21 protein-coding genes are annotated in these 19,371 nt (G+C 61.0%); 11 read left to right on the top strand and 10 right to left on the bottom strand.

Going from position 1 to position 19,371, the window contains the following annotated elements; all coding sequences use genetic code 11:
• Positions 1–153: 153 nt before the first annotated feature.
• The 3 genes from EEB13_RS09130 to EEB13_RS09120 are packed head-to-tail and all read left to right on the top strand — an operon-like array spanning position 154 to position 2,140.
• Positions 154–636, top strand: a complete 483-nt coding sequence (locus tag EEB13_RS09130; protein ID WP_141485096.1) for a VOC family protein — start codon at positions 154–156, stop codon at positions 634–636.
• Positions 633–1,478 (top strand): SDR family oxidoreductase, encoded by an 846-nt coding sequence (locus tag EEB13_RS09125; RefSeq protein ID WP_141485095.1) that lies wholly within the window; start codon positions 633–635, stop codon positions 1,476–1,478. The genes EEB13_RS09130 and EEB13_RS09125 overlap by 4 nt, the downstream gene beginning before the upstream one ends.
• Before the next feature lie 17 nt (positions 1,479–1,495).
• A complete protein-coding gene (locus EEB13_RS09120) occupies positions 1,496–2,140 on the top strand; it encodes a TetR/AcrR family transcriptional regulator (protein WP_052683470.1) in 645 nt (214 codons plus the stop codon).
• A gap of 6 nt (positions 2,141–2,146) precedes the next feature.
• Here EEB13_RS09120 and EEB13_RS09115 read toward each other — a convergent pair whose 3' ends face one another.
• A complete protein-coding gene (locus EEB13_RS09115) occupies positions 2,147–2,812 on the bottom strand; it encodes a TetR/AcrR family transcriptional regulator (protein WP_033231872.1) in 666 nt (221 codons plus the stop codon).
• A gap of 93 nt (positions 2,813–2,905) precedes the next feature.
• Here EEB13_RS09115 and EEB13_RS09110 point away from each other — a divergent pair, with 93 nt between their 5' ends.
• The 8 genes from EEB13_RS09110 to EEB13_RS09075 all read left to right on the top strand — a co-directional run bounded on the left by EEB13_RS09110 (position 2,906) and on the right by EEB13_RS09075 (position 11,216).
• Entirely contained in the window at positions 2,906–4,204 is a 1,299-nt protein-coding gene (locus EEB13_RS09110) for a hypothetical protein (RefSeq protein WP_141485094.1), read from the top strand.
• A gap of 11 nt (positions 4,205–4,215) precedes the next feature.
• Complete coding sequence (locus EEB13_RS09105; protein WP_033231782.1) at positions 4,216–5,628, top strand: acyl-CoA reductase; 1,413 nt, start codon at positions 4,216–4,218, stop codon at positions 5,626–5,628.
• Positions 5,621–6,604, top strand: coding sequence for an aldo/keto reductase (locus tag EEB13_RS09100; protein WP_233365064.1), 984 nt, complete (start codon positions 5,621–5,623; stop codon positions 6,602–6,604). The genes EEB13_RS09105 and EEB13_RS09100 overlap by 8 nt, the downstream gene beginning before the upstream one ends.
• Before the next feature lie 88 nt (positions 6,605–6,692).
• Positions 6,693–8,138, top strand: coding sequence for an aldehyde dehydrogenase family protein (locus tag EEB13_RS09095; RefSeq protein WP_242484624.1), 1,446 nt, complete (start codon positions 6,693–6,695; stop codon positions 8,136–8,138).
• The gene (locus EEB13_RS09090) at positions 8,135–8,566 is read left to right on the top strand and encodes a carboxymuconolactone decarboxylase family protein (RefSeq protein ID WP_261984481.1); all 432 of its coding nucleotides are present in this window, start codon (positions 8,135–8,137) and stop codon (positions 8,564–8,566) included. Before EEB13_RS09095 ends, EEB13_RS09090 begins: the two co-directional genes overlap by 4 nt.
• Positions 8,563–9,477: an NAD(P)-dependent oxidoreductase gene (locus EEB13_RS09085; RefSeq protein ID WP_033231781.1), complete on the top strand. Its 915-nt coding sequence runs from the start codon at positions 8,563–8,565 to the stop codon at positions 9,475–9,477. The genes EEB13_RS09090 and EEB13_RS09085 overlap by 4 nt, the downstream gene beginning before the upstream one ends.
• Positions 9,478–9,585: 108 nt before the next feature.
• Positions 9,586–10,212 carry a TetR/AcrR family transcriptional regulator gene (locus EEB13_RS09080; protein ID WP_172936621.1) on the top strand — a complete coding sequence of 209 codons (627 nt, stop codon included), beginning with the start codon at positions 9,586–9,588 and terminating at the stop codon, positions 10,210–10,212.
• 161 nt (positions 10,213–10,373) lie between these two features.
• Positions 10,374–11,216 carry a TauD/TfdA dioxygenase family protein gene (locus EEB13_RS09075; RefSeq protein ID WP_141485092.1) on the top strand — a complete coding sequence of 281 codons (843 nt, stop codon included), beginning with the start codon at positions 10,374–10,376 and terminating at the stop codon, positions 11,214–11,216.
• 131 nt (positions 11,217–11,347) lie between these two features.
• Here the strand turns inward: EEB13_RS09075 and EEB13_RS09070 are convergent, their stop codons facing one another.
• The 9 genes from EEB13_RS09070 to EEB13_RS09030 form a co-directional block, all read right to left on the bottom strand.
• Positions 11,348–12,688 (bottom strand): HNH endonuclease signature motif containing protein, encoded by a 1,341-nt coding sequence (locus EEB13_RS09070; RefSeq protein ID WP_141485091.1) that lies wholly within the window; start codon positions 12,686–12,688, stop codon positions 11,348–11,350.
• 121 nt (positions 12,689–12,809) lie between these two features.
• The gene (locus EEB13_RS09065; RefSeq protein ID WP_162487724.1) at positions 12,810–13,571 is read right to left on the bottom strand and encodes a GntR family transcriptional regulator; all 762 of its coding nucleotides are present in this window, start codon (positions 13,569–13,571) and stop codon (positions 12,810–12,812) included.
• An 80-nt stretch (positions 13,572–13,651) separates the two neighbouring features.
• Positions 13,652–14,458 (bottom strand): NAD(P)-dependent oxidoreductase, encoded by an 807-nt coding sequence (locus EEB13_RS09060; protein ID WP_033231778.1) that lies wholly within the window; start codon positions 14,456–14,458, stop codon positions 13,652–13,654.
• Complete coding sequence (locus tag EEB13_RS09055) at positions 14,455–15,273, bottom strand: NAD(P)-dependent oxidoreductase (protein ID WP_045064732.1); 819 nt, start codon at positions 15,271–15,273, stop codon at positions 14,455–14,457. The genes EEB13_RS09060 and EEB13_RS09055 overlap by 4 nt, the downstream gene beginning before the upstream one ends.
• 20 nt (positions 15,274–15,293) lie before the next feature.
• Positions 15,294–15,797: a DoxX family protein gene (locus EEB13_RS09050; protein ID WP_141485090.1), complete on the bottom strand. Its 504-nt coding sequence runs from the start codon at positions 15,795–15,797 to the stop codon at positions 15,294–15,296.
• Positions 15,798–15,801: 4 nt separating this feature from the next.
• On the bottom strand, positions 15,802–16,767 hold the full coding sequence (locus EEB13_RS09045; protein ID WP_141485089.1) for an alpha/beta hydrolase: 966 nt from the start codon (positions 16,765–16,767) through the stop codon (positions 15,802–15,804).
• Positions 16,768–16,850: 83 nt separating this feature from the next.
• A complete protein-coding gene (locus tag EEB13_RS09040; protein WP_141485088.1) occupies positions 16,851–17,711 on the bottom strand; it encodes a mycofactocin-coupled SDR family oxidoreductase in 861 nt (286 codons plus the stop codon).
• A gap of 82 nt (positions 17,712–17,793) precedes the next feature.
• The gene (locus tag EEB13_RS09035) at positions 17,794–18,513 is read right to left on the bottom strand and encodes an SDR family NAD(P)-dependent oxidoreductase (RefSeq protein ID WP_230590010.1); all 720 of its coding nucleotides are present in this window, start codon (positions 18,511–18,513) and stop codon (positions 17,794–17,796) included.
• Between the two features lie 23 nt (positions 18,514–18,536).
• Positions 18,537–19,340, bottom strand: a complete 804-nt coding sequence (locus tag EEB13_RS09030; RefSeq protein WP_080711616.1) for a TauD/TfdA dioxygenase family protein — start codon at positions 19,338–19,340, stop codon at positions 18,537–18,539.
• Positions 19,341–19,371 lie beyond the last annotated feature (31 nt).

Genomic DNA, 19,371 nt, shown 5'->3' with positions numbered 1-19,371 from the left:
AAGCATTGGTCGCGTGTTGTTTTGCGGGGATCGCGAGATTTCCTTGCATTCCGCGCATCCGGGTGAGAATATTCTTCTCATGCCAAAGAATCTTGTTCTGGGTGTTTCGGGCGCACGGGTGTCACAGGCGCCGCGGATCGAGGTGATCGAGGAATGAAGGCCGAGGATCTTTTCCATCTCGGGATCGTCACCGAAACGTTCGAGCAGACCAGGGACGAACTGTCGTCGCTGTTCGGGTACGAATGGGGCCCTGAGGTCGGTGGCCCGATCAACGTCACATTGCCGAGCGGCGATACCACCGTTGATCTGCGATGTGCGTATTCGGTGACCGCGCCGCGCGTGGAAATCGTTCGCGCCGTTCCGCAGTCGACTCTGTGGGATGCAAGTAGAGGGCAAGGCATTCATCATGTCGGGTACTGGTCCGACGACGTCGCGGCAGATTCTGCAGAGCTGGCGCGTCACGGATACGTCACCGAGGCAACACGTCTCGGGTCTGATGGCATACCGTTCTTCTCGTTCCAGCGTAGTCCTTGGGGATTTCGGATCGAACTCGTGAGCAGAACCGCGAAGACCGGCCTCGAACAGTGCTGGGCGACACCGGTCGTGCGGGAAGCGGAAGTTGGTGCGAAGTCATGACTACTGTCGGAATTGTGACCGGCGCGGGACGTGGCATGGGTTTTGCCTGCGCGCGGCGTCTGACCGACTCGGTGGAACGTTTGTTGCTGGTCGACATGGATCCGGAAACCGTGGCGGCGGCAGCAGCTGAACTTTCCGGGACCGGCCGCGCCGTCGTAGAACCGTTTGTTCTCGATGTCACGGACCCTGCTGGCCTTGCTCGTCTAGTCGATCGAGTGAGTGAACTCGGAACCTTGCGGTCGGTCGCACATGTCGCCGGAATCTCGCCGACCATGGCCGACTGGCGCAGAATCTTTTCTGTCGATCTTGTGGGTACCGCCTTGCTCGCGCAAGCGTTGCGCCCGCTCGCCACGGCTGGCACGGCAATGGTGTGTTTTGCATCCATGGCGCCGACACTGGCGTCGCTCGAGCCGGACGCTGCCACCGCTGCAGCACTGGAAGATCCTCTGCGAGATAACTTTCTGGACGAGATCTACGAAGCGGTCGGGTCCGCGATCGAACACACCGGCGCCGCGTATGCATGGGCGAAATACGGTGTTCAGCGTTTCGTGAAACACGAGGCCGTGCGATTGGGAGCCGTCGGCGCACGGGTCTGCTCGCTGTCACCCGGATTGATCGACACCCCTCAAGGCCGACAAGAAGCCGAGAACAACGCGCATCTGAGTGCGCTGGTCACACAGACGCCTCTTGCCCGGACCGGTACTGCTGGCGAAGTAGCAGCAGTCGTGTCGTTCCTGCTCTCGGATGGCGCCAGCTTCCTCAACGGAACAGATATTCTCGTCGACGGTGGAATCTGCGCCGCGGTGCATACCAGCGGCGGACTGAGTGCGGCTCGTTCGTGACGGGGTATCTTCTTCCGATGGACATGAGTGGTTCGACCACCGAGCCGACACAAGATCTGGCAACCCGAATTGCTGCGCGGGCCTTGGCAGATCGAGGCGCTGTGTATGCCAGCGAGGTTCGCCGATTGCTTGACGCCGCGTTGGTGGTCATCAGGTCACTGGGAACGAACTCCCGCCCTCGCGTCGCGGATATCGTGGCACAAGCGGGACTGTCCAACGATGTCTTCTATCGGCACTTCAAGTCGAAAGATGCACTGGTTTCGGCAATCTTGGAGGATGGCTCCGAGCGATTGACAACGTATGTTGCGCATCAGATGGACAAGGAGAACACCCCAGAGGGGAAGATTCGGCGGTGGGTCGAAGGTGTCCTGTCCCAGGCCGACGAAGATTCGGCGGCCACCACCCGAGCGGTGCTCTGGAATGCGGGTGGGACGGGCGTCGGCGCAGTTTCGGGGCCACCGTCGGCGAGCGGTCCACTGGCGACCCTGCTGCGTGGTCCCCTTGCGGAACTGGGCAGCGCAGCACCGGAGTTCGATGCCACATTGGCGGCACACGCGACAGTCGGAAAGCTTTCCGACTACCTCTGGCAGCGGATTCAGCCTACCGATTCGGATATCGACCGGATCACCGAATTCTGTTTACGCACAATAACGCCCGCCTAGTCGATCTCAATCAGGTCTGAGACTTCGAAGAAACAGTGCTACCGCGGACTGAACATGCCGTTCTTGATCTGCGGGGTCATGCACAATTCCGAACGAGGCCAGGCGGGCCGGACCGCCGGACGCCATGCCGAGAAAGAGTTCGGCGAGTACGTCCGGTTCCTCGGCGACGATCTCGCCGGCCTCGGCATGCCGCACGAGTAGATCTGTGACCAACTGTTTGCGCGGCCAGAATCCCGTGCCGTGAGTTCGACGAGCGATGTCCGGAAAGCGCTCAGCGTAGGTGATCGCGATCTGTTCGAGTTTGATCATGGACGGGTTCAGGGCGCGGCTCAGTGCCGTCCTCGCGATGGTGGTCAACGCGACTTCCAGATTGTCGAGATCAGGTGCAGGTGGTTCTGGCACAGGCCAATCCGTGCGTTGGACGGCCCAGCCGAGAACCGAGCGGAAGACTGCTTCCTTGGTGGGGAATCGTGTGTACAGCGTCGGTTTGGTAGTGCCGGCCGCGGCAGCGATGGCATTCATCGACGTCCCCTCGTATCCATGCTCGAGGAACATGGCGAGGGCGCCTTCACGTATGGCGTGATCCAGTGCGGTGGCTTGCTCGAGAGTGGGGCGCCCCCCGCGGCTTCGGCGTGCTCCGGCTGCGCCCGGTTCGGACCTGTGCGACGTCATGAACATCAGTGTGCCAGTCGAACTCAGCTATAGACAGAAAACTAAACCCATGGGTAAAGTTAATTCCGGGGGGCAACATCGACTGGAGGCACAATGTCAGGGACGACCACACAGCGAGATGAGATTGTCGAGCGACTCGACGCGCGATTCCAGGAACTGCGTCAGCAGGTACCGGTACTGAAGCAGCGGGCAGACGACGAGGGGATCACCGAAATCGCACGGCGTGAGGACATGATTCCTCTGCTGTTTCCGCATACCACGTACAAGAGCTACCCGGAATCGTTGATCGCTAAAGGTCAATGGGCGCAGCTTAATCGGTGGCTTGATTCGCTTTCGGCGCATCGCGTCGAGGGAGTGGACGTGTCGGACGTCGTCGACGTCGACGGGTATATCGATGCCCTCGAAGCTGTCGGGCACCTGGTGTCGAGTTCGAGTGGAACGAGCGGGAAGAGTTCCTTCCTCAACAAGTCCGTACAGGATCGCGAAGTGTCCATGCAGAACATGCTGGACTGCCTGACGGACTTGGGGATTCATCGCGACAACTCGTGGCACGTTATCCCGGTCGGGCCGGAAACGGGTCTGAGTGGACACAACGCCCTGCGTGATCTCATCTACAAGGAGTACGGCCGACCGGACGGAATCGAGCGGCCGTCGGGCGCGGAGGCAAGCGGTCACTATGCGTATATGGCGCGTCTGTCCGCCATGCGTAAGGCGATGGCAGACGGGACCGCGGCGCCGGACGAGCTCGCTACCCATGAGGCAGCTTCCGCTGCCCGCCAAGCGGAAAACGAACGCCGTCTGCGGCATTGGGCAGAGCAGATCATCGAACACCGCACCGAGAAGATCTTCTTCAATTCTCAGTTCCCGAACCTGTTCCGCCTCACCGAGATTCTGCGAGAACTCGGAATGAAGGAAGGAGACATCACGGGGGAGAACGCGATGACTGCGGGCGGCGGGCTCAAGGGCATGTCACTGCCGGCTGACTACCAGAACCAGATCTTTCGAATGCTGAATATCGATCCGAGCCGGTTCTTTCACTACTACTCGATGCAAGAGTTGAATATTCGTTTGCCGAAATGCGCGTCGGGTCGGTACCACGTTCCTTCGGAGCTGGTTCTGTTCGTTCTCGACAAGAACGGCGAAGCGCTTGCACCCGAGTCGGATGGCAAGGTGGAAGGCCGCGCCGCGTTCTTCGACACTACCGTCGACGGACGTTGGGGCGGAACGATCACCGGAGACAAGATCTCGGTCGAACTCGGTGACTGCTCCTGTGGCCGAACCGGCCCCACGGTTGACGCAGACATCACCCGCTACTCCGATCTGGCAGACGACGACAAGATCACCTGTGCCGGCACCACGGACGCGTACGTCCGCGGATTCCTCGAGGACTGAGAGAAACTTCAATGACTACGTCATCAACACTCGCACCGAGTAAGTCCAAGATCCGTGTACCTCATTTCATCCGAGGCAAGCTCGTCTGGGGTGAGGACACCGAGTATCTGTCGCGGGACTTCGGGGTTCCGTTTGTCACGCCGGCTCTGGAACTGAACAGATTGTTCGTGCCACGCACCGAACCCGGACCGGCATTCGACGTGCCGGTCACGGACATCATCGACTTCCTGGTCGAGACGGCAAAGCATCTCACGCTAGAGACAAACGAGTACCTGCAGGAATCCCTCGAGATGACCCTTCAGGTCAGTGCGCTGCCCAGGAGAATCATCGAGAACACCTTCGCGCGGCCGGGCCAGTTCCTGACGCGGGAGGCGCTGGAATACCGTCTTGACCGCACCTTCGGTGATCGCAACCTCCTCGACGGATGGGTGGAGCGCACCGACCCCAACGGTCGTGTGAGCCGGGTCCGGGCATTCCCACCCCGCCTCGTGCACATGCTTGCCGGAAACTCGCCGAGCGCCGCTATGACATCGATCGCAGACGCGGCGCTTGTCAAGGCAGTCAACGTCTTCAAGATGCCATCGGCCGACCCGTTCACCACCGTGGCGGTACTGCGCACCATGTCCGACATCGAACCCGATCATCCGATCCTGCGCTCGATGTCCGCCGTGTACTGGCGCGGCGGTGACGAGAAGGTCGAGAGCGTGCTCTACCGCTCCCAGTACTTCGACAAGCTTGTGGCGTGGGGTGGTGGCCCCGCCATCGAGAACGCCGCGAAGTACGCCGGTCCCGGCTTCCAGCTGATCTCCTTCGACCCCAAGGTCTCGATGTCCGTCATCGGACGCGAAGCCTTCGAGTCCGAAGAGACCCTCCGTGAGGTGGCGGAGCTGGCAGCGTCCGATGCCACGATCTTCAACCAGGACGCCTGCCTCGCGGCGCGTCACATTGCCGTCGAGGGTGACATCGAGCAGGTGGATCGCTTCTGTGCGTTGCTGTGTGAGCGTCTGGGAGTCGACCGCGACTTTGCCGAGGCCGTTGGTCCCAAGACGCCGCGCGATATTCGCGAAGAAGTCGAGGGCATGCGGTTCCTCGAGCCCGACTACCGCATCTGGGGCAGCTACGACGGCAGTGGTCTTGTTGTCCGCTCACCGGAACCGGTGGACTTTCACCCGACCAACAAGACGGTCAACGTCGTCCCCATTGCATCGATGGCCGACGCGGCGCATTTCGCGACGGTGGCAACACAGACCGTGGGTGTTTACCCGACACACCGCAAGGCCGAGGTACGAGATCGCCTGGCAACAGCAGGAGTTCAGCGTGTGGTGAAGCTCGGTAGCGCGTTGACCGGCAGTATGGGCAGCCCGCACGACGGCATGTACCCGTTGCATCGATTCGTCAACTGGGTAGTGGACGACGATGCCTGAAGCCGTGAGTGGTGCAGGCATGCCGCTGCGAGTGCTCGGCAGATCCGGACTGCGAGTCAGTGAAATGTGTCTGGGCGCCATGACGTTCGGAACGGACTGGGGCTTCGGAGCCGACGAGTCCATTTGTCAGGATATCTACAAGGAGTTCCGCAGTGCCGGCGGTAATTTCATCGACACAGCCAACAATTACACCAACGGTGCGAGCGAGACGATTCTCGGGCGGCTGATCGCTTCCGAGCGTGACGATGTTGTCGTGAGTACCAAGTACACGCTGCCGACACATCCGGGTGATCCCAATTCCGGTGGAAACCATCGGAAAAGCTTGCGTCGCAGTGTCGAAGAGAGTCTGCGACGCCTCGGCACCGACTACATCGACTTATTGTGGGTGCATGCGTGGGATCGGCAGACGCCGGCCGAGGAGACGCTCCGCGGACTCGACGATCTGGTCCGCAGTGGCAAGGTCTTGGCGATCGGTATCACCAATACTCCGGCCTGGGTGGTTGCCCGCTCGAACGCAATCGCCGAGTTGCGGGGTTGGAGCGCCTACTGCGCCATGCAGGTCGAATACTCCTTGGTGGCACGAAGTCCCGACCGTGAGCTTCTTCCGATGGCGAGCGAATTGGATTTAGCCCTGTGTGCGTGGAGTCCTTTGGCTCGCGGCCTACTTGCCGGAAAGGGAGACCCCGAACGACTCTCGCCTGCCGGTCGGGAGGCCCGAACCGTTGCCCAAGACATTGCAGCCGAACTGGGAGTCAGCCCCGCGCAGGTTGCCTTGGCGTGGGTCATACGTCGGGGGCTCATGCCGTCGATCGGCGCGCGCACGGTGGAACAGCTTCGAGACAACCTCGGCGCTCTGCAGGTGATGCTCGACGAAGGGCAGCAGGAGCGTCTCGACGCAGCATCGCGGGTGCGACTCGGCTATCCGCACGATTTCCTGAACGAGCGGCGCGCGGTGTTGGAGCCGCAGGAGTTGTAGCAGCTTCAATTTCTGAAAAGCATCGACAAAGGGTCGGCACTTTGTTAGATTCTCGACATTAGAGTCGGCTTATTACGTCATCTTGTAGATGGGAAGTGCGTTGGACAAGCTCGATCATTGGATCGCCGGTAGTGCGGTGATGCCGACCAGTGCCAACTACATGGCTGTCACAGACCCGGCAACCGGATGTGAGGCAAGACAACTCGCGTGCGGCAATGCTCACGACGTCGACCTGGCGGTTCAGGCCGCATCTGCTGCCGAAACGGCATGGAAGCAGATACCGGCGCTTGCTCGGGCGCGGTTGTTCGGTGACCTCGCCCGGGCCATGCGCGCCGATTCTGCGGAGTTGGCCCGGTTGGAGATCAGTGAAACCGGTAAACCGGAGGCCGTTGCACTGGCTGAAGTCGAGAACTCGGCGACGTACTTCGATTTCTACGGCGGGTTGATCGGCATGCCGGCCGGTGACACTCTCGACGTGGCACCGGATCAGCATGTGTACACCCGCCGTGAGGCTTTCGGAGTAATCGGAGTCATCACGCCGTGGAATGTGCCACTGAATCAGGCAGCGAGGGCGTGCGCACCAGCTTTGGCTGCCGGCAACACGGTGGTGGTCAAGCCGTCGGAGAGCACGTCGGCGTCGACGGTTCGGTTGGCTCAACTCGCGACCGAGGTGGGTTTTCCGGCCGGAGTCTTCAACGTGGTTCTCGGTACGGGTCAGGATGCGGGTGCCGCGTTGGTGGCCCATCCGGATGTGTCCAAGGTGGCATTTACGGGTTCCGTGGGCACCGGCCGTGCGATCGGGCATGTTGCTGCAGACCGAATCATCCCGGTGACACTGGAATTGGGTGGAAAGTCCGCCAACATCGTCTTTGCCGACGCCGATGTGGAGAAGGCGGTTGCAGGTTCGCTGCTTGCATTCACGGCCAATGCCGGCCAGGTGTGTTCCGCCGGCACAAGGCTCCTGGTTCATCGGTCGATCCACGACGAGGTCGTACAGAAATTGGCTGCGAGTGCCGCAGCGGTGCGTCCCGGGCGCGATATCGGTCCGCTCATTACCAGGGCGCAGTTCGAACGAGTGCAGGAGTACTTCAAGATCGCGGAATCCGAAGGTGCACAGGCTGTAACCGGAGGAACAGTATCTGTGGTGGCACAGGAGACCGGCGGCTTCTACATCGATCCCACGGTGTACATCGGAGTCGACAACTCGGCCCGGATCGCGCGCGAAGAGATATTCGGACCCGTGGTTCTCGTGCTCGCGTTCGATACCGAAGACGAGGCGATCGAACTGGCCAACGACTCTGATTACGGACTGGTAGCGGGTGTTTGGACCAGCAATGTGTCGCGGGCACTGCGAGTCAGTGAGCGGATCCGAGTTGGTCAGGTGTTCGTCAACACCTGGTCAACCGGATCCGTGCAGACTCCGTTCGGTGGGTGGAAGAACAGCGGCTACGGGCGCGAAAAAGGTGTGGAGGCACTCCATCACTACAGCCAGGTCAAGTGCGTGACCATCAAATTCGAGGGAGATTCACAGTGACACAAGAGAGCCCGCTCGATCTGGCTCACCAGACCGTCTTCGAGGCCGGCCTGGCGGTGCGTAGGGAAGTCCTCGGTGCCGAATACGTCGATGCGGCAATGACCCGTAATGCCGGGACTGACGGCGAAGAGTTGCAGAAGTTCGTGAGCGAGTTCGTGTGGGGCGGTGCCTGGACAAGGCCAGGCCTGGACCGTCGGAGTCGTTCGCTGATCAATCTCGGAATACTGATCGCCCTCAGCCAGCCCCATGAGTTGTCCGTCCACGTTCGCGTGGGTCTGAGCAACGGCCTGACTCGCACAGAGATCACCGAAGCCGTTATCCACGCCACGGCCTATGTGGGAGTGCCCATGGGTATGGCGGCGATGCGTGTGGTTCAAGAAACCCTGACTGCCGAACTGGGCCCCCTCACCGCGGAGGTCTCGGCATGAGCGTGATTCCGTTGCCGGGTAAAAGTGTCGGTCTTGTCGGACTGGGTGCGATGGGCGGCCCGATAGCCCGCAACTTCGTCAACTCCGGCCAACCGTTGATCGTCCGTGACGCCGATGCCGCGTCGCAGCAACGGTTTCTCGACAGTCATCCGAGCGCTGTGGGCACAACGGATTTCGCGGACTTCGCGAAGTGCGACGTGGTGGTGCTGGTCCTGCCGACCAGTGACATCGTCGATGCCGTGGTTCTCGGTGAGGGGGGACTACTGTCGCAACTGCAGGCAGGTAGCACCATCGTGGACATGGGGTCGAGCATTCCGGACCGCACTCAGAAGTTGGCTGGAATAGCCGCCGAGCAGGGTGTTCGAGTTGTCGACGCCCCGGTCAGTGGCGGAGTCGGACGTGCACTGAAGGCGGATCTTGCCGTGATGGCGGGCGGTGACGCCGATGTGGTTGCAGAGGTTCTGCCGCTCCTGCGTGCCACCGGAACGGCAATCATCCACGTCGGTCCGGTTGGGTCGGGGCACGCTGCAAAGGCACTCAACAACCTTCTTGCAGCCAATGGTCTTGTTGCCGCAGCGGAGGCCATGTTGGTGGGCCGCAAATTCGGTATCGATCCGGCGACGCTCCTTTCGGTGATCAATGCCAGTAGCGGCCGGAACCAGGCAACGGAGACGAAGTATGAAAAGTTTGTTCTGTCAGGAACATTCGACTCAGGATTCGCCGCAACTCTGATGCGCAAGGACATCGGAATCGCTTTGGATTTGGCTCGTTCTCAGGACGTATCCACTGTTCTCGGCGACACGCTCGGCAAGATCTGGGAAACCGCTGTCGACGGCTTGGCTCCAGGAGCAGACCAAACCGAGGTTGTGCGATACCTCGAGGAGCTTGCGCAGGTGTCGCTTCACGATTAGCTCCGTGTAGGTGATGCGAGGCGCGTACCCCTCATTCCACGACACCCCGTCGGATGCGAAGATGATTCGAATCCAACGGGGTTTCGAATTCAGCGGAGTGAGGTGGTCATGGCTTCATCGCCGCGGCGCGTGGGTGCCGAGAAGTCGAAGACGCGAGATGTTCTGCTGGACAGTGTCGAGAAGATGATGCTGGACACCGGCTACGCCAGCGTGACCTATCGATCTTTGGCAGCAGAGGCCGGTGTGACCGCGAGCCTGGTCCAGTATTACTTTCCCACTCTTGACGACATCTTCCGCGCCGCAATTGCGAGGTACACCAATCGCAACCTCGCGGTACTGCAATCTGCGCTGCAGAAACGAGCCGAAGATCCGCTGCATGTGTTGTGGGAGTACAGCTGGGATGAAGCCACAAGTGCTCTGATGACGGAGTTCATGGCTCTCGGGAATCACCGTGAGTCAATCCGTGCTGAAATCGCCGAAGTCACCGAACGGGTCCGGCAACTGCAGATGGAGGCCGTGGCTCGCAAGTTCGGGCCGGATGCTCGACCGGACGGCCGACTGTCTCTCGGCGCAATGGTGTTGCTGATCACCGGGATTCCCAAGTTCCTCAATCTGGAATCGGGTATCGGCGTCGACACTGCGCATGCCGAAGTGGTGGAAGCACTCGAGGGCTACATCGATTCGGTGGAGCCTCGCATCACGCAGACTGCGCGCACAAAGCGGCCGCGGACGTAAGAAACGGATCGCGAACTTTTCTCGAAAATTGGTACGACTGTATAGCAAGTGCGCTACTGTCCTGTAGTGCGCGAGCTCGCTTGACCTCAGACTGCTTACCGAGCGCCAAAAGTACCTCTTCCCAGTATTTTTCGAGAAACGTGCCGATCGAGGAGTTCTTCTTGCCTGCTTCCATACGTCCCATCACGTCGACCGTCGGACTGGAGGTCGCAGGTCTGACTGCCGACGATCTCATGAAGTCGGACTCTGCCCGAGAGATTCGGCAACTCCTGGACCGGCATGGGGTCCTGGTGTACCGCGAGATCAACATCGACGACGACGCCCTGTTGGCTCTCAGTCGTGCACTGGGCACCGTCGTAGTCCAATCCACCGGCGAGCACCGCCTCCCGGAGATTCAGACCATCACCATGGATCCGTCCAAGACGAATGCAATTCTCGCGTCGTATCGAGCGGGAAACTTTCACTGGCACATCGACGGTGCCACACAAGTCATTCCGCAGCAGGCGACGCTCCTGAGCGCTCGTGAGGTCGATCCAGCCGGGGGCGACACCGAGTTCGCCAGTACGTACGCGGCCTATGACGGCTTGAGCGACGAGGAGAAGGCCGAGTTCGAGTCTCTCGAGGTTGTGCACACGTTTGGGCATGCACAGTCGCTGGCGAACCCGGATCCAGACGAAGCAACCAGGCGAGCCTGGGCACGGGTACCAGCGCAGGTTCATCCGTTGGTATGGACGAGAAAGAATGGACGGAAGTCGCTGTTGCTGGGCGCTACCGCGTCCGAAGTTGTCGGTTGGCCGATCGAGCGAAGTCGTGCGTTGTTGGATCGACTGCTCGAGTGGTCCACGCGACCCGAATACGTCCTGCGCCAGGTGTGGCGCAAAGGTGACCTGGTCATCTGGGACAACACCGGAATGCTGCATCGAGCGACGGAGTTCGAGCCCTCGTCTCAGCGTCTCATGCACCGCACGACCTTGGCGGGGGAGGAATCAGTCTGTCGTGGTTAGGGTCTGTGGTGGTTGAGGATTGGCCGAGTCCGTGAACACTATTTGCGACTATGACATGCGTGTGGGCTTCGCATCGTCTTTGTTGGTGATGCGAAGCTTGCACGCCGTATATGGTTCTGGCAGAGTCGGGTTCAGTCTCGGTGGACTGGGCCTTGGCGGGTTGTGGAGCGGCGGCGTCGTTGTTTCGGGTCGATCGCGGCTGGTGGGATGAACCACGGTTTATGATCGTCGCCCATCTTGACTTCCCAGATGCCGCGGAGCCCGCTGGTGCTGTGGATCAATCGGTGATGATTTCGGCAGAGGAGGGTGAGATTGTCCATCACCGTCAAGCCTCCGGTTGACCAGGGTTTTATATGGTGCGCGTCGCACCAAGCGGGTACGGCATCACAGTTGGGGAAGGCGCATCCTTTGTCCCGGGCGATCAGCGCGGTGCGTTGCTCGGGTGTGACGAGGCGTTTGTGTGGGGTCGCATCCAGCGGTGCACCGTTGCCGTCCATCAGGACGGTGGAGAGCATGCAGTCACAGGCAAGCATCCGGGTGAGGCTCACACTGAGTGGTCCCATCCAGGGCATGTATCCGACGTCAAGATCCTCGACATCAGGCTCATCGAAATCCGCTGCGACATCGTTGCGCATGGTGGCGCATTCCCGATGCTCGGCAAGATCTTTCGCGGTGATGTGCACGTTCACGTGCGGACGCTGACCGCCATCAACACCGGTCATGGCGTTGTCGAGGTACCGGCGAATCAGTTCCGTGAACGCGTCGGCGGTGCGCTTGGCTGCCGACCGCTGATCCGGGGTTCCTTCAGCGGCCGGTTTCGGCATCGACAAACCCGAGAGAGCCGACAACAACATTTCACCGGTCAACGCGTCGAAATCACCCTTGATCGCGACCCGACCGTTCAACGTCGGCGAAATCCGCAAGACATTGAGGTCATCATCCTCACCGGGCGGGGTGTCGTCGGATTCGAATATCCGCTCGAGAACCGCAATCGCGTAGCGGAGTTTGATGGTGGTCGCCTCCACCCCGGATGCGGCAGCCAACAGAGTCTTCATACAGGACGGCAACGCCCTGTCCGGCATTCCTTTTGGTGGGGATTCGCAGAACGAGGCGATCATTGCCGCATGATCGAGCGAGAGGTCGCCGGCCTCGAATTGGGCAGCAATGTCGGGGAACCCCCGCAGCGCGGCACCGAGAGCGGCGATCTTGTTGCAGGCCGCATTCTGCAGCATCGTGTTCGCCGCCAGCCAGCGACCGATGCCGCGGTAGCACAGCACCTGCTCATCCGGATTGAGTGACAACTCGTCGACTGCGGCAACCCGAATCGCTTCCAACCGAAGAATTTCCGCCGATACACAGACTGCAACGTCTCGAACCTCGGCCGGTCGTAGCCGCCACAACCTGCCACGCACACCCGCAGCCGGACCGGCTACAACATCCTCCACCGAAACAAAATCGCTCACCGTAGTCATCAAGGCCTCCCCACCCTGACCCAATTATAGTCGAACAGACATTCGAATCAAGAGACATTTCGGGCACATTTCGGCCGAATGATATTTGTAGCCAGAATCTTTGACCAAAGCCGAAGTGGTTTCAGGAGCCGTGACGACCGGCGCGCTGAATCGAGAGTCGATGCTCGTACCGTTCCGACGCATGCACCGTCAACGAGATCTCGACCGGAACTCCATTGCCGTTCCGGTAGACCCGCTCGATGTGCAGGGCGGGTCTGCCCGGCGGGGTGTGCAGAATTTCGGCGATGTCGTCGGATACGAGAATCGCGGTGACAGTTTCTTCAGCTCCGGCAACAGGACCCGCGACGCTACCGACCGAGGCAAGGATGGTCCCGGGAGTACGGACTGTCGGGATCAGGTTCTCCGATATCAGTGTTTCGGCGACGTCGGGCGGAAGAATGATCGTGTTGACCGCATACGGCTGGTTGTCGATCCATCGCCGAACCTTCAACTGCGCCACAACAAGACTGTCGAGTTCGAGCTTCTCGGCGTGGACACGGTCGCGTTTGAGTTCGAGAGGCGAGATGACTTCCATCTCGGTGCCCGGCCACTCCTCGAGTTGTTCGATCGAATCGGTGGAGCGGACGGAGCGGCCGGTGCTGGGCTGATCCGTCGGAAATGTTCCCCGACCGCGGACGCGATATACCAGTCCGTCCGCCACAAGCTCCTGAAACGCTCGCCGCACCGTTTGTCGTCCGAGGCTGTACTCGGTCATCAGTTCGGTATCGGTGGGCAGCGGAGTGTCCTTGTCGTACCTGCCGGCAGCGACCGCTTCGGCGAGCGTCAGAGCCAGGCGCCGGTACCCCGGTAGATCGGTACTGCCCGACAGGACTGACCCGCCCATCTTGTTCTCCCAGATCATGGTCGATTGACTGCCGATAGTGTCATCGGCAACGCTATCCCATTCGGAAGAACCGGCGTGAGTCAGACGCGATTCGGTAGAGCGGCGTTGACTGCGTCGTCGAGCAGTCCGAGATTGCCGTCCAGCTCGGTGACGATCTTTCGGACGACGCCCACGTCCTTGCTCAGGAAATCTCCGACCGAATCTGCGAATGCGGACACTGAGCCCTTGGCTGAAACACTGGTCAGTGCACGGCTGTTGGAACTGCCGTATGGCAGGGCCGCGAGCAGATCGCCCTCGTCGATGCCGAGTTGTGTTCCCAGTGCGACAGCTTCGGTGAGAAGGCCGATCTGAGCGGCGAACAGAGCATTGTTGACTAGCTTGACCCGCTGTCCGTTGCCAGTGGGGCCGACATAGAGAACTGGATCTGCGTAGCTTTCCAGGGTCGGCTGGATGCGTGCCAGGGTGTTGGCATCGCCGCCGACAAAGAGGGTCAACCTACCTGCGGCGATATCGTGCGGTCCACCGCTGACCGGTGAGTCCACGACTGCGACACCAAACTGTGCTGCGTGCTCGGTTACGGCTTCAGCTGTGCGCGGGCTTCCCGTTGTATGCAACACCAGGGTGGATCCGCGAGGCATCGACGCGAGCAAGTCGCTGCCGAGACATATCTCGCGAACCTGCTCGTCCGTGAAAACGCAGATGATCACGAGGTCGGTATCGCCGCCGACCTCTGCGAAGGTGGACACGGCCTGCGCACCGGAGGCTTCCAGCGCAGTTTTTGTTGCGGCGGAGCGTGCAAGCCCGCGAACCTCGTGACCGGCTTCGACGAGACGGCTGACCATCGGTCCGCCCATCCGCCCGGCGCCGATGAACCCGACGCGTGTCATCGGCGGTGATCCATGAGTTCGAGGGTGGCGTCAGCTGCGGTCAGGACGACTCCGGTGGGTGCTTGGGCTGTTGTCGCGAGATCTGCAATCAGCCCGACGTCCTTCTGCAGCAATGTGCCCGCGTGCTGGGCGATACGCTCGAGCGTTCCACCGGCAGAGACGATCCGGCTCAGCGCGAAGCTGTTTGCCGTGCCGTGTGAGATCACGTCTCCGAGGCGGTTGGGATCAACACCGAGCGACTGGCCGAGCGCAAGCGTGTTCGCGGCTGTAGCCAAATTTGCCGTGAAGAGGAGATTGTTGAGCAGCTTCGTGATCTGACCGGACCCCAAAGGTCCAAGGTGAACAACAGGATTCGCGTACATCGAGAATACGGGACGGACGCGTTCGAAGTCTTCGTCGCTGCCGCCCACCATCACCAGAAGGCGGCCCTCGGTTGCGGCGATGCCACCGCCACTGACGGGAGCGTCAACGACGGAGATTCCTCGAGTAGCCGCTATTTCCCCGAGTTCGCGACAGGTATCCGGGTGAACCGTGCTGTGCACGGCAATGATTCCACCTGGCTTCATGCCCGCGAGGACGCCGTCCTCACCCGTGACAACGTCGAGAACATCGGCGTCGCTGCCGACGCAGATGCACACGAGATCGCTTGCCGCGCCTAGTTCCGCCGCAGATTCGGCGAACTTGGCTGCGGTGTCGGCAAAGGGAACGCGGGCTTCGGGACGTCGTGCCCACAGCGTGGTTTCGTAGCCGGAGTGGACGATTCGCCGTGCCATCGGCGCGCCTTGGCTACCGAGTCCGATGAATCCTACGTGCATCGCGGGTCCTCCTAGAGTGATCATGAAACCTCCTGTAGCTGTGGCCGCCAGAACAAGCCGAGAAGTACGGCGGTGCCGACCGCGCCCACTCCGAGGGCGATACCGCCACCTGCCCACCCGGAGAGTTCGATGTTCAGTGCGCCGTCGAGCGATATGCTGCCTGGCCCGAGCATGGCTGCGGCGAGCGCTACAAGCGCGAGCACCATCACATACTCGTAGCCGTCACGAAAGATGAAGAATCCGTTGGGGCGGTGTGCCAGTATCCCGGCAACCAGCATGACCGAGATGACCGCCGCACAGGCAAACGGATTCAGGAATCCGACGATCAGCAAGACACCGGCACCGACTTCGGTGACCACGCTCATCCAGGCCTGGAATGTGCCGTTGCGTAGTCCCAGTCCGCTGAACCAGCGAGCCGTGCCCTCGATCTTTCCGCCACCGACCCAGTGATTGATTCCGTGAGCAATCATGGTCGAGCCCACGGCCAATCGGATCAGTAGAAGTGCAACATCTGCGGAATTCATGGGGTCACCTTCCGTGGCTCGCGTGCGCGGCCGTGCTGTCGTCTGTTGTCAGGTCTGCGAATTCGGATCGGCCGGCGATGCATTCCTCGACAAACGCCAAGACGCGGAGGTGATATGCAGTCGCGGTGTAGCCAAGGCTGAGGTTGTGTCCACCGTCGAACTGCTTGTCCACGACTACTCTCGGCGCAGCGGTGAACAACTCGGCGACGGTGAGCAACGCCTCGGGATCGTTACGCCACACATGCTCGTATTCGCCTGCAGTGAAATGGACGGGAATATTCACGCGTGCAGCAAGATTCGGAAAGTTCTCGCGGGGCCAACTTCGCACCACGTCACCTTCGTACTTCGGTGTCCGGGATGCGATCGGAAGACCGCCGAACAGTTCTTCCGGGTACAGCCGACTCGGCTGCCACAGCAACTCGCGCACGGCGATCGGATCGGCGTTGCGGGCGGTGACGCCCAGGATTTCCTGGGCAAGGGGCTGTTGCTCTCGGCCGGTGCCGGAGAGTTCGATTCCGAGGAAGGCGTCTCCGCGATCGTCCGCGGCCAACCTGGTGGCCAATTCGCAGCCGATGGAGTGAGCCAATACGAATATTCCTGCGCCGCGGTCGATTCCCTCGAGGTGACGCTCGAGCGCCGCATACGTTACGTCGACGCGAACATCGGGATCGACCAATTCGGTCGCATGGGGATTCGAGCTGCCGTAACCCGGCCGGTCGAGCGCCAGCACGGTGAATCCGAGGGCTGCTGCGGTGTGCAACAGCGACAGGCGGGGGTGCCCGGGGCAGTCGAAGTACGCAGAGTTTGTTGCTCCGCCATGCACAGCGAGAATGACCGCGCGCGGTTCTGGAACCTCGATCAGCAACGCGGACATGGGAATACCGTCGACATCGACGATCCGGTGTACGGGAACGGGGTCTGAAGCGATTGTGCCAGCCGAACTGGCTACTACGGTATTCGTGGTGCTCATGTATCCGTCCTGAAAAATAGCGAGCAGGGTGAGCATTGAAACTTCGCCTTCACGAATGCGTTTCGTGAAGGCGAAGTCTCGAATCAGATGTGGTAGTCGTACGACTTCAGGTAGCCGCCGCCGTCGACGCGCATCTGCATGCCGGTGACGTAACGAGCTTGCTCCGACGCGAGAAAGAGGACGGTTTCGCTGATGTCCTCGGGCTCGACCCACGGGATCTGCATTGCCTGCTGAACCGGAAAGGACAGCACAGCGTCTTCACGGCCCGGGTTCTCGAGATCGGGGCGGAATGACTTGTACATCGATTCGTTGTGCAGCATGTCGGTGTTGCAGTTGGTGGGGTGCACAACGTTTGCGCGAATTCCGCGAGGTGCGAGGTGCGTCGCCAGCTCGTGTACGTAGTGGGAGAGTGCACGCTTGGAGAACACGTAGGCAACTCCGCCGAGGTCCTTACCTGGTACATCGACCTTGCTGGTGTCGATCATGGACGCCGTCGAACCGGTGGCGATGATCGAGGCGCCCTTGCCCAGGTAGGGCAGCGCTGCCTGGATGGCATTGATGGTGCCGACGAGGTTGGTGTCGACGGTGTCGGACCAGGCCGCGATATCCGGTTCGCCGCGCATTCCGGCGACGCCTGCCTGCGCGACAACGATGTCGAGGTGACCCAACTCGGCAACGCCGCGCTCTAGTGCCGCACGCAGTTCGTCGACCTTACGGACGTCGGCCTTGGCAGTGACGATGCGGCGACCGTGCTTCTCGACGAGACGAGCGGTCTCCTCGAGGTCCTCAGGAGTGGCCATCGGGTAGGTGATGGAATCGAAGTCGGCGCAGATGTCGACGGCGATGATGTCGGCGCCCTCTTCGGCCAAACGAACCGCATGGCTTCGGCCCTGACCTCGTGCTGCGCCGGTGATGAACGCAACCTTGCCTTCAACGCTTCCCATGGTGAATCCCTTCGTTTGATGTGTTGGGTTGTTCAAACTGGTTGCGCAACAGTGTTATTTGCCACGCGTGCAGCGGAAGGACTTAGGTGTTGCGGCCGCCGTTGACGCCGAGGATCTGACCGGTGATGTAGCCGGCCTCTTCGGAGATGAGGAACGCGCAGGCTGCGGCGATGTCTTCCGGTCGGCCGACGCGCCGAACCGGTGTCTTGGCAATGTGGTCTTCGACGGTGCCGCCCAGGAGGCGCTTGCCTTCGGCCGTACGCAGCATCGGGGTGTCGATGAATCCCGGTGGCACGGCGTTGACGGTTATTCCTTCGGGGCCGAGTTCCAGCGCCAAGGACTTGGTGAGTCCGTTGACCGCTGACTTGGACGCGACGTAGTGAGTCATGAACGGCTGCCCGGAATGCGCGCTGGACGACGAAATATTGACGATGCGTCCCCAGCCGGCTTCGAGCATGTCGGGGAGCGCCGCCTGGCAGCAGTGGAATACGCCGTCGAGGTTGACGTCGAGGACGCGCTTCCAATCGTCGAACGACAGTTTCGTGAATCGCTGGAATCCGTCGAGGCCGGCTGCGTTCACCAGAATGGTGACGGGACCCAACTCGGTGCGGATCTCCGCCAGAACCTCGTCCAACCGCGCGCGGTCCGTGACATTAGCTGTGTACGAATACTTTTCGTCCGAGGGTGTGAGGTCGATCGTGGCAACGTTGTAACCGTCGGCGCGCAGGCGTTCTGCGACAGCGCGGCCGATACCCGAACTGCCACCGGTGACAACTGCAGTTCGCGTGATCTGAGTACTCACGTTTTCTCCGTTCGCGGATTCGCTCATGCCCACGGCTCATTGCCGAGGATGGTGGTGCGGTGCATCGTTCGCTCCGACTTGGGGTCGTAGGGAAGTGCGCGGTGCAGCATTCCGGTGTTGTCCCAGATGACTACGTCGTCGACCTCCCACGTATGGCTGTAGGAGAAGCGCTCCTGAGTGGTCCATGCGAGCAGTTCGTCGAGGAGCGCCCGGCTTTCGTCGGGCTGCATTCCGACGACGTGGTCAGCCGTTGCGCCGAGGACGAGTGACTTGCGTCCGTCGCGGTGTTCCCAGACCAAGGATGATTCATGGGTGGGCAGACGGCGCCAGGATGCAAGTTGCTCGTCCGTGGGGTTCGGCTCGATAAGTCGCTGCGCAGCTTCGAAGCTGTGTACGACGCGAAGATCGTCGTAACGCTTACGTTCCTGCTCCGGCAGGTTCTCGTAAGCCGCGTAGGTGCTGGCGAATTCGGTGCCACCGCCAGTCATGGCCACGTGCCGTGCCGTCAGCATTGTCGCCTTGGCCGGCACGTCGTTGGTGGTGTCGTCGATGTGCCAATTGAACGTGCCCCGAAGGTATTCGGCCGACGGGTTCTTGGCCGGGTCGAGCGTGACCTTGAAAATTTCCTTGCCCGCGGGGGCCAATACCGGTCCGAGCTTGCGGCTGAATGCGACCTGAGCCTCGTCGTCGAGGTGCAAACCGCGGATGAGCAGTACCCCGCGCCACTTCAATGCCTCCAGGCATCTCGCAACTACAGCCTCGTCGTCCAAGCTGTCGATACCGATGACCTCTACGCCCAATGCCGGGCTGAGCGCCTTAGTCTCCATCAGAAGAATCTCCCTTCAATTTATGAGAACC

The sequence above is a fragment of the Rhodococcus sp. WS3 genome (genome assembly GCF_003797085.1).
Taxonomy (GTDB): domain Bacteria; phylum Actinomycetota; class Actinomycetes; order Mycobacteriales; family Mycobacteriaceae; genus Rhodococcus_F; species Rhodococcus_F globerula.
This window is presented reverse-complemented; position numbering and strand designations above follow the sequence as displayed.